6 protein-coding genes are annotated in these 7,605 nt (G+C 63.1%); 3 read left to right on the plus strand and 3 right to left on the minus strand.

Translation table 11 applies throughout. From position 1 onward, the window contains the following. The first annotated feature begins 143 nt into the window (after positions 1–143). Complete coding sequence (locus AC1DYM_RS22590) at positions 144–1,337, plus strand: glycosyltransferase (protein ID WP_477342232.1); 1,194 nt, start codon at positions 144–146, stop codon at positions 1,335–1,337. 5 nt (positions 1,338–1,342) lie between these two features. Here AC1DYM_RS22590 and AC1DYM_RS22595 read toward each other — a convergent pair whose 3' ends face one another. After that, positions 1,343–2,269 (minus strand): M14 family metallopeptidase, encoded by a 927-nt coding sequence (locus AC1DYM_RS22595; RefSeq protein WP_477342234.1) that lies wholly within the window; start codon positions 2,267–2,269, stop codon positions 1,343–1,345. Positions 2,270–2,368: 99 nt separating this feature from the next. On the opposite strand from AC1DYM_RS22595, the gene AC1DYM_RS22600 reads away from it, so the two are divergent. Together AC1DYM_RS22600 and AC1DYM_RS22605 are read left to right on the plus strand one after the other, a co-directional pair. Then, positions 2,369–2,992: a phosphatase PAP2 family protein gene (locus tag AC1DYM_RS22600; RefSeq protein ID WP_477342237.1), complete on the plus strand. Its 624-nt coding sequence runs from the start codon at positions 2,369–2,371 to the stop codon at positions 2,990–2,992. A 62-nt stretch (positions 2,993–3,054) separates the two neighbouring features. Then, the gene (locus AC1DYM_RS22605; RefSeq protein WP_477342239.1) at positions 3,055–5,481 is read left to right on the plus strand and encodes an alpha-L-rhamnosidase-related protein; all 2,427 of its coding nucleotides are present in this window, start codon (positions 3,055–3,057) and stop codon (positions 5,479–5,481) included. Between the two features lie 8 nt (positions 5,482–5,489). On the opposite strand, the gene AC1DYM_RS22610 is transcribed toward AC1DYM_RS22605, so the two are convergent. Both AC1DYM_RS22610 and AC1DYM_RS22615 read right to left on the minus strand, forming a co-directional pair. Beyond that, positions 5,490–7,037 carry a M56 family metallopeptidase gene (locus AC1DYM_RS22610; protein ID WP_477342240.1) on the minus strand — a complete coding sequence of 516 codons (1,548 nt, stop codon included), beginning with the start codon at positions 7,035–7,037 and terminating at the stop codon, positions 5,490–5,492. Then, positions 7,037–7,411, minus strand: coding sequence for a BlaI/MecI/CopY family transcriptional regulator (locus AC1DYM_RS22615; RefSeq protein ID WP_477342242.1), 375 nt, complete (start codon positions 7,409–7,411; stop codon positions 7,037–7,039). The genes AC1DYM_RS22610 and AC1DYM_RS22615 overlap by 1 nt, the downstream gene beginning before the upstream one ends. Positions 7,412–7,605 lie beyond the last annotated feature (194 nt).

Below are 7,605 nucleotides of genomic sequence, written 5' to 3' on the forward strand. Positions count from 1 at the left end.
AAACCTGCGCGAAACCAAGTCAGTCTACTTTCCCACTCGCAAGCGGCAGGTAACGAAAGTCGTAGGCAGCAAAGGCTSCGCTCAGGCACGACGACGTACGATCGGCCTGCGCTACATCAACCAAGAAGTATCGCGGACGCATCATGCGAATTCACTACGTTGTTACCAGCCTCGAAAGCGGCGGCGCCGAGTTCATCATCCCCGACATCGCCAAGGTGATCCGGGATCTTGGGCACGAATTCCACGTGTTTGCCTGCGAACCTCGCGACCGCATGGCAGAACCGCGACTGATCGAAGCGGGCGTACCGTACACGCTGATGTCCGACCGACCGGCGTCCAAGCTTGCCAGCATGTATCGCTATGCGAAGGCCGTTCGCGCGTCCCCGCCCGATCTGATCTGGACATCGCTGAGCCGGGCCACGCGTGTGGGCCAGCTCGTCGGATCGATGTTCGGCATTCCCGTCGTCAGCTGGAAGCACAGCGCGGACGCGAAAGGGTACATTCGCCGGTCGCAGCAACGCAGTCACTTGTGGATCGCCGACTCCCAGGACGTCGCGCATTACCTGAAAGAGTCCATGGGCGTCGAACCCGGCAGGATCGCCACCTGGCCGTTATTCAATCCGACGTTCGCCGAAACACCCCCGCCCCGCTGGAACGGCGTTGGACCGCTACGTATCGGCAGCTCCGGTCGCCTGCATCCCCAGAAGAACTACGACCTGCTCATTCGCGCCATCGACCGACTTCGTAAGGAGGACCCGGAGACGTACGCGTGCATCGAGGTATCGATCGCGGGTGACGGGCCGCTGCGCGACGAGTTGCAGAGCCTGATCCAGTCGCTTGGCTTACAGCACAAGGTCACGCTCATGGGCTGGGTGTCCGACGTCCCCGCCTATCTGCGCGGACTGCATCTCTACGTCCAGCCGTCGTCTTATGAAGGGATGTGCATCGCCGCCCATGAAGCCATGGCGGCGGGACTTCCGATCGTCGCCACACCGGTGGGCGAAATGCGCCGTAGCGTCCAGCCCGGCGTGACCGGCGTACTCATCGAAGGCAACATTGTCGGCGACCTTGCTGCGGCCATACGGGAATTTGCCGCGAACCCCGAAAGACTGGCCACCTTCGGCGACAACGCCAGGGCGTATGTGGAACGCAACATGGGCGCTGGGGCCTTCACTCGGCATGGCAGCGATCTTCTCCGCCGGATCGAGCACGACGTACTGCCAGGCTATGCCAGGCTCCCTACCTCTCGCAGGCGCGGCCCGGACATCGCCGTGGCTCCCCGGGCAAGACATGGCGCAGCCAACCGGCGACCACCGGTCGTCACCGGTACCGACTAAGCATCTCAGTCGTCCGGATAGGCCAGGGCGTAGTCGAATGCGGCTCGCACGGCCGCTACCTGCGCGTCGTTGCACTGCTGCGGAGTCGCACGCGGGCTGTCCGGGTAGACCTCGGTGGTGGTGACGTAGCGCGCATTGGTGATACCCGCGCACAGACCAAGCTTCTTCACGTCGTATTCGATGACGCCGTCCGCGACCACAGGGGATCCGATGATCTCGCCGTGTTCGTCAGCCGGCGCGATGTGCGTCACCTTGGCAACGGCTTCGATGATCGCTTCCTGGAATTCCGGCTGGCGATTGAAGGAATCGTCGACGAGGTAAAAACCGTCCGGAATCTCGCCAGGCTCATAGTCCTTGCCGTCGCGCGCGGCCACCGCCGGACGAAACTCCGACTCGTCCGAATCGGTGGTTTCGTGCAGATCGATGTGCACGAGGATCCGGTCAGCTAACGGAGCCAGCAAGGCCACCAACGCCGCCGACTCCGCCGCCGGGCTGTCTTCGCGGAAGTTGCGATTCGGATCGATCGCGTCCGGATTCCAGCGCTGGATGCGCTCGTAGGCCCAGGGGCTGATGCAGGGCGCGACGAGCAGGTTTGCACGACCGGCATAGTCCTCGGCGTGGTCGCGGACGAACTGAAGCGCGCCTTCGACGCCACTTGTTTCATAGCCGTGCACGCCACCGGTCACGAGCAGCACCGGGAGGTCGTCGCACCAGCCGCGGTTGCGGAGCGCCAGCAGGGGGTAGCGCCCCTCGACATAGTCGAGCAGGCTGTAGTCGGTCACGTCGAAGCGCTCGCGCAGCGCGTCGATGGCAGGCAGAACGTCGGCCGCGTAGCTGCGGCTCTTCACCTGGCGAGCGCGCCATTGGGCGACTTCCGATGCCGCCCAGGGCTGGCCCGGACTGCCGATGGGGTAGGACGATGAAGTGGTCATGGCCCGATATTAGCCGGGAAGATCAGCCGGCCGTAAGGTTGTGGTCCTAATCTCGAACGATGGCGGCATGCCGGCCGCCGCCGTGAGGGAGACGGGGTGATGGCACTACGAACCTGGGCATGCCTGTTGGCGCTRACCGTGTCGGCCTCGGCGACGGCCGGCGGCGGACCGCTCGGCATCGATCATCGTCTCCACTACGACAACAGTGGTATCTGGAAGCGCAGCAACCAGAAGCTCCTCGCCGGCGCGACCGCCGTGACCGTCTTCGGCGGCGCCCTGCTGCTGGGCGATAACGACGACTTCGGCGACACGCTCTGGCGTTCGGTGGATTCGGTGGTCCTGGCCAGCGCCACGACGGATGTGCTCAAGCTGGGCTTCCGGCGGCAACGCCCATCCGAGACGGACGATCCGGACAAGTTCTTCTCCAGTGGGAGGAAGAACAACAGCTTTCCCAGCGGGGAAGTGACCCTCATCTCGGCGGCCGTCACACCCTTCATCGTCCGCTATGGCGAGGACCACCCGATGGTCTATGCCCTGGCCCTGCTGCCCGCCTATGACATGGTCGCGCGCATGAAGACCCGGGGTCACTGGCAGACCGACGTACTCGCGGGCGCGGCGATCGGCACCGGCTTCGGCATCTGGGCCTCCCGCCGGAATTCGCCCTTCATCCTCAGCGTGCTTCCGGGCGGCTTCAAGGTGGGCTTCATCAAGCACTTCGACTAGATTTAGATCGATCCAAGCGTTTTGAGATAGCCTGCGTTTTCGCATCTCTCTCAAAGCGAACCATGAAAGCATCGTTGTGCTTCGTCCTCCTACTGTTCTCCGGAACCGCCGCAGCCGCGTCGGCGACCACGCCGATCGATAGTGCCGGCCCCGTTGCGTCATGGAGGGGTCGCACCATCGTCGATACGCATGGCGTGCAGGCGTCCGACACGAATTTCGGCCCCACGACGAACGATGTGGCGTGGCAGCCGCAATGGTTTACCGCAGCGGCCTCGAATGCCTCGAGTACCGTACTCCTGAAGCGAGACGTGCTCGTATCCGCTACGGGTGCGCTGAAGGCCGCCACGACGCGCATCTCCGCCGACCGCAGCTACCGCTTATGGGTCAATGGCCTGCTCGTCGCCCGCGGTCCCGACGATGCGGGCTCGGATGTCGGCGAGACGGGACGATGGACGCATCAGTGGCTCTACGACACCGTGGATCTCGCGCCCTATCTCCACCCCGGTAGCAACGTGGTTGCCGTCGAGGTGGTCAACGTATCCTCCTCGTCGGCATTTTCGCTTGGCAAAACCGGACTGGCGTTCGAGACCGAACTCACCTACTCCGATGGTCGCCGTACTGTGATTGCGGGCCCGGAAGGCTGGACAGCCATCGCGACGCACGCGTACAGCGATGGCCCATTGAGTGCGCTCCGGGCCACGGAGGGACTTCGGTATGACGCCTCGCTCGAGCCAGCGGACTGGCGCCGCTCCAGCGGACGACACGCCTGGACAGCCGCGGTACCGATCGACTCGATATGGGGTGTGCTTCATGCGAGCCGCATACCCACCCGCATGGAAGCCGTGTGGCCCGCCACCACGCTGGGCGCCAGCCACGACATCACCACGCACGGCGATTCGACGTTCACGATCCACTTCGGGCGCGTGATCAGCGCTTACCTGTCGATGCGGGTCGAAGGCGCCGCCGGGACGATCGTCACGCTCGTACCCAAGGAAACTCGCGAGCAGGAGGCGCCTGCGCGACCGCTGCAGATAACGCTGCGCGACGGACAGACGCGCTGGGAAAGCCCTGGCTACGACTCGTTTTCGGAAGTCGAGGTGCAGGTACGGCATGCGACAAAGCCGGTGCACTTCACTTCGCTCGACGCCGTGTTTACATCGCAACCGGTCGTTTACCGCGGTTCGTTCGAGAGCAGCGACGATCACCTCAACGCGCTGTGGAAGGCCGCCCGTTGGCAGACGCAGATCTCCATGCAGGATCGCTACCTGGACTCGCCGAACCACCAGGAACCCATCGGCGACCCCGGCGACTACCTCATCGCGTCGCAAGAGAACGACTACGCCTTTGGCGATCCCTGGATGGCTGCGCAGAACCTGCGGCAGTTCGCGGCCCTACTGGATCAGAACAACGAGGTGACGTTCCACGCCAGCTACCCGCTGTTCTGGGTGCAGATGCTTGTCCACTACTACCAGCAGACCGGCGACACGGCGCTGGTGAAGGAGCTTGCACCCAGCGTCGACCGGCTGCTCGCCCATCTGAGGACGTACCTCGGTACAGATGGCCTGATGTCCGAGGCGCCGAACTACATGTTCATGGACTGGATCAAGGTCGACGGTTACAACCTTCACCACCCGCCAGCGGTGATCGGCGAAGGCTATTTCTCCGCGCTGTATTACCGGGGCCTGGAAGATGCTGCGACGATCGCCTCGTTATCGGGCGACGCGACGACGGCAAAGCGATATCGGGATGAGGCCGCGTCTCTCGCCTCCACGTTCAACCGCGAGCTATGGGACGAGAAAGCCGGCCTGTACCGTGACGGCCGGCCCTTCAGGAATCATCAGCCGCTCGTACACTACCTCCCGGCGGATCGCGACATCGAGACGCATACCGATCAGGTGAACATTTTCGCTGTCCTGTATGGCCTCGCGCCAAAGGCACGCGGCAAGGCGATCATGGAACGACTGTTATCCCGCCCACGCCTGAACGTACAGCCGTATTTCATGAGCTTCGCGTTTGATGCCGAAGCGGCGACGGGTCTCTGGGACCGCGCCGCCTGGAGCCAGATGCAGCAGTGGCACCTCAACCCACAGACGGGGACCTTCCGGGAAATGTGGTTCGACGGCGACTGGAGTCACACCTGGGGCGGCTCACCCCTGGTCCAGATGTCTTCACGCATCCTGGGCGTGACTCCCGAACAACCGGGTTACGCCGTGGTACGTGTTGCGCCCCATCTCGCCGGCCTTGAATGGGCAAAGGGCACGGTGCCGACGCCACGGGGCGAGGTGTCAGTGGATTGGAAGCACGTTCCCGCCGGACTGGAGCTCGAGGTGACATCGCCGGTGCGCATGCCGGTCGTGCTGGATATGGATGGCATGCGTGCTGGTGCATCGGTAACTATCGACGGTGCCGCCGGGACGCGTGGCGCCGACGGCACGTATGCCCTGGCACCCGGCCGCCACGTGATCACGTTCGAAGCTAGCGATATCTGAGTGTGTGACTACGGACGGCGGAAGGCACCCATGATGGTCCCCTTGTCGTCGAGCACGAAGCCGACCTCCTCGGTGCCGTTCGCATGGTGAACCAGGTACTTGTCCCATCCCTGCGGCGTGACGCCGATGAACTCGTGTGACGTGACGGGACCAAGTTGGCCAAGGAATGCTTCAGCCGCGGGTTTCTGGGCGCGGACGAGCGCCGCCAGACCCGGGCTGAGTTGCGGCGCGTCCGGATCCTGTGAGAGCACCACGTCCAGGGCTTGTTCGCTGCCTGGGTACGGCTTCTGAGCGCTCATGCGAGCGTCGAGTGCGTTCTTGATACCCTGTGCCATCGCTGCATCGATGCGCGGCGCCGTGACATGACGGCCGCTCTGGAAGAACTCCATCGCCGTGCTCTGGCCCTGGGCATTCACCACGAACGTCATGTGGGCGTCGACCACGCTCATAAAAAACGTCTCGCTGCTGCTCGGGTAGATGGCAATGAATCGCTGCCCGGTGAGTTGTGCGGATAGCTGCGAGCCTTCCAGCTTCACTGTCATCACCGAATAGGGACCGAATCGATACTGCCCCACGTAGTTGGCAAGCACGGCGGGGCTCACGGTCGCCACCTGCGGTGTCGAGGCCCCGGCGCCATTGGGCGGAGTGACTTGTGCTGCGAAGGCCACCATGCACGCCGACAAGCCGATCATCGCCAACGCGGCCACGCGCGCCCGCTTTCCAGGTTTGAGCAACATGATCCTGATCCTCTGTTCGAGAAATGATTTGGACTCCGACATGGCGGCCACGGCACCGATGGAACGGGACGGGTTCTGCCCCACCTGAATCAAGGTGTCGCAGTAGTCCGTCACGGTTGCGCCCCGACTCAGGACACGTGCGTCGCAATCCACTTCGATGGCGCGACGAAGTCGACGAAACTGCCACCAGAGCGGCAGGTTCCACGGCATGGCGACCAGCAGGCAAAGCGCGATGGTCAACACCTGCGGATCGGCGGCATCGAGATGGGACTGTTCGTGCGCGAGCACATGGCGCTGCCGCGCGGCGGATTCCTGCAACAGCCAGGCCGGAATGACGATGCAGGGACGCAGCAAGCCGACGACGGCGGGTCCTACGTCGGGCGCCACCAGTACCGGTGCACCGCAGAGGGTACCGTGCATCCACCGGCGCTTACGCCAGTAGACCAGGCCACCGCTGAGTAACAGGCCAGCCAGGACACACATCGACATGGCCAGCCATACCTCGTGAAACACCGTCTCGTAACGACCTGATGTGACGTCGGTGTTCTGCATACCAAGATCGAATATGGCCATCGGTAGGTGCACCGAGGTTGCCTCGCGCAGCGCCATCGGCCCCTGGACACTCGCCTGATGGATCAGGTTCGGCACCTGGACGGTGACGTTGGGCACGATCAACGGCAACGACAGCGATGCCAGCATGGCGATCAGCCATATCCAGCGCTTAGCCGTCCGCCGTTGCTTTGCCGCTTGTTCGGCCAGCAGCGCCGCGAGGCTGAGGATGGTGCCGACGATCAGCACATAACCGATCATCGACAGCATTACGGCTTCTCCTTGTCCGATTGCTCGGCAAGCAGCTGACGCATGCGCTTGATCTGCTCCTCGCTCAGCTTCTGATCGGACACCAGGTGCGTGAAGAGCAGTTCTGCCGAGCCCTTGAACAGTTTGTCGGTCAGATGCTGGAGGGCGTTCTTGCGTGCGGCCTGCTGCTTCACGCTGGCGAAATAACGATGACCGCGGCCTTCCTCTTCGTGCCCGACATACCCCTTGGTTTCCAGCGTCCGGAGCACAGTAAGCACGGTGGTATAGGCAAGCGGATCGCCCAGTCGCTCGCGGACTTCCGCGACGACCGAGGGACCGTGGTCCCACAGCACCTGCATTACGTCTGCTTCTCGATCGGTCAGCGCGATCTTCATGGCAAGGCGCCCATCTACTATGACTTTAGTAGATGCTAGGCGCCGCCCGGTAGGTTGTCAACTAGAATACTAGTAGACACGTCACTCAATATTCTGAACCTAATCGTCGATAAGCACCTTAACTAACTGCGCAGCATGCATTCTTTATCTTTCTTACAGAATGGGTACGCGGGAGGGTACGCGTTCGTTTGGTC

The sequence above is a fragment of the Luteibacter sp. P1_D3 genome (genome assembly GCF_056406135.1).

Excerpts from the sequence above, each read along its gene's own strand:
- AC1DYM_RS22590 (WP_477342232.1), top strand. The coding sequence starts at position 144 with ATGCGAATTCACTACGTTGTTACCAGCCTCGAAAGCGGCGGCGCCGAG.
- AC1DYM_RS22615 (WP_477342242.1), bottom strand. The coding sequence starts at position 7,411 with ATGAAGATCGCGCTGACCGATCGAGAAGCAGACGTAATGCAGGTGCTG.
- AC1DYM_RS22610 (WP_477342240.1), bottom strand. The coding sequence starts at position 7,037 with ATGCTGTCGATGATCGGTTATGTGCTGATCGTCGGCACCATCCTCAGC.
- AC1DYM_RS22595 (WP_477342234.1), bottom strand. The coding sequence starts at position 2,269 with ATGACCACTTCATCGTCCTACCCCATCGGCAGTCCGGGCCAGCCCTGG.
- AC1DYM_RS22605 (WP_477342239.1), top strand. The coding sequence starts at position 3,055 with ATGAAAGCATCGTTGTGCTTCGTCCTCCTACTGTTCTCCGGAACCGCC.